This is a genomic window from Vibrio barjaei, from assembly GCF_001639065.2.
Lineage (GTDB): Bacteria > Pseudomonadota > Gammaproteobacteria > Enterobacterales > Vibrionaceae > Vibrio > Vibrio barjaei.
Genome location: NZ_LQXO02000020.1, coordinates 1 through 1,282 on the forward strand (window position 1 = coordinate 1; position 1,282 = coordinate 1,282).

The 1,282-nt window shown below is 41.0% G+C and carries 2 protein-coding genes; both read left to right on the plus strand.

Annotation, left to right across the window (positions count from 1 at the left end; translation table 11 throughout):
• On the plus strand, window positions 1–518 hold a 518-nt coding region (locus tag AWH66_RS10500; RefSeq protein WP_338062025.1), incomplete at its 5' end, for a GNAT family N-acetyltransferase.
• Between the two features lie 139 nt (window positions 519–657).
• Complete coding sequence (locus AWH66_RS10505) at window positions 658–1,134, plus strand: GNAT family N-acetyltransferase (RefSeq protein WP_029388839.1); 477 nt, start codon at window positions 658–660, stop codon at window positions 1,132–1,134.
• Window positions 1,135–1,282 lie beyond the last annotated feature (148 nt).

The window sequence follows — 1,282 nt, forward strand, 5'->3', positions numbered from 1 at the left end:
AGACATGTGAAGTGGTAGGGGGAGACCATCTCATCACCTTAATGCGGCGTTATGTGGCAGGAGGCTACGTGCAGTTCACATATAGGGAAACAATACCAAGCGATGAGGATTTTGAAATTCTGGTTGCAGAGTTGAGTTCAGAACTTAAAGCTCTTACATCAGATTCTGGCGAGAGCTCTTTCCATGCAGATTCTTTTAGCTTAGGTACTGATATTTGCTTAGTCATCTATCAAAGTGAAAAAGCGGTCGCATGTGGTTCATTTCGTAAGCATGACAGTGAGACATGTGAGTTGAAGCGAATGTATTCAAAGTACAAAGGAGCAGGGAGCTATCTAATCACTTTGCTTGAGAGTTGTGCTGTTATCAAAGGCTACAAGCGCTCAGTACTTTCAACCCGCAAGATAAATAATAATGCGGTGTGTTTCTACGAGCGACATGGTTACTCGAAAATTAGTGCTTATGGAAAGTACGTCAACACCAACAAGTCGGTTTGTCTGGGTAAGTCGCTAGCCACATAACAAATTGTTCAAGCAGACAGCTAACGTTTGGCGATTTTGGTTTGGTTGAGTTAAGTGATTACGGTGGCTTTGTTTGGGTGTAGTGGTAGTTAGCTGCTACTTAACAAGGCGTTATGCGTAAAGCATCGGAGGAGTTATTTTGATCGTAATTAGAAAAGCTACTGAAGCTGATGTTCACATAATTTATGAATTAAGAAGACGCGCTATTTTAGACAAATGTGCAGCCCATTATACGAAAGAACAGCTCTCCTTGTGGACGCATGGTGGAGTTTCTGATGGCTTTGTTCAAGATGTAATTAATACTTTTTACGTTTCTGAAACTGATGGTCAAGTAATTGGTAGTGGTAAGCTTAATATCGAAACCGGTATGGTAGACGCTATTTTTGTAGCACCCGAATACTTTGGAGTCGGTGCGGCCAAAAAAATGCTGAATTTTTTAGAAAGCTTGGCCAAAGAAAATGGTTTGTGCTCACTAAAATTAGAATCAACTTTAAATGCTGCACCTTTCTATCGCTCCTTTGGATTTATGGGAGATAAAGTATCTACTTACCATTCACCAAGAGGTATTAGTTTGGATTGTATTCCAATGACAAAATCACTGGAACAACACGCATAACAAATTGTTCAAGTGGGATTCGCAACGCGTGGCATTTTCAGTATGCGTTGTTTTAAGTGATTAAGGCGGTATGCGGCGGCATCGGTATTGCGTTGCTCACCTATATGGTCTCCCCCTGTTTTGCAAGTCAGTAGCATGATTAAAAGTG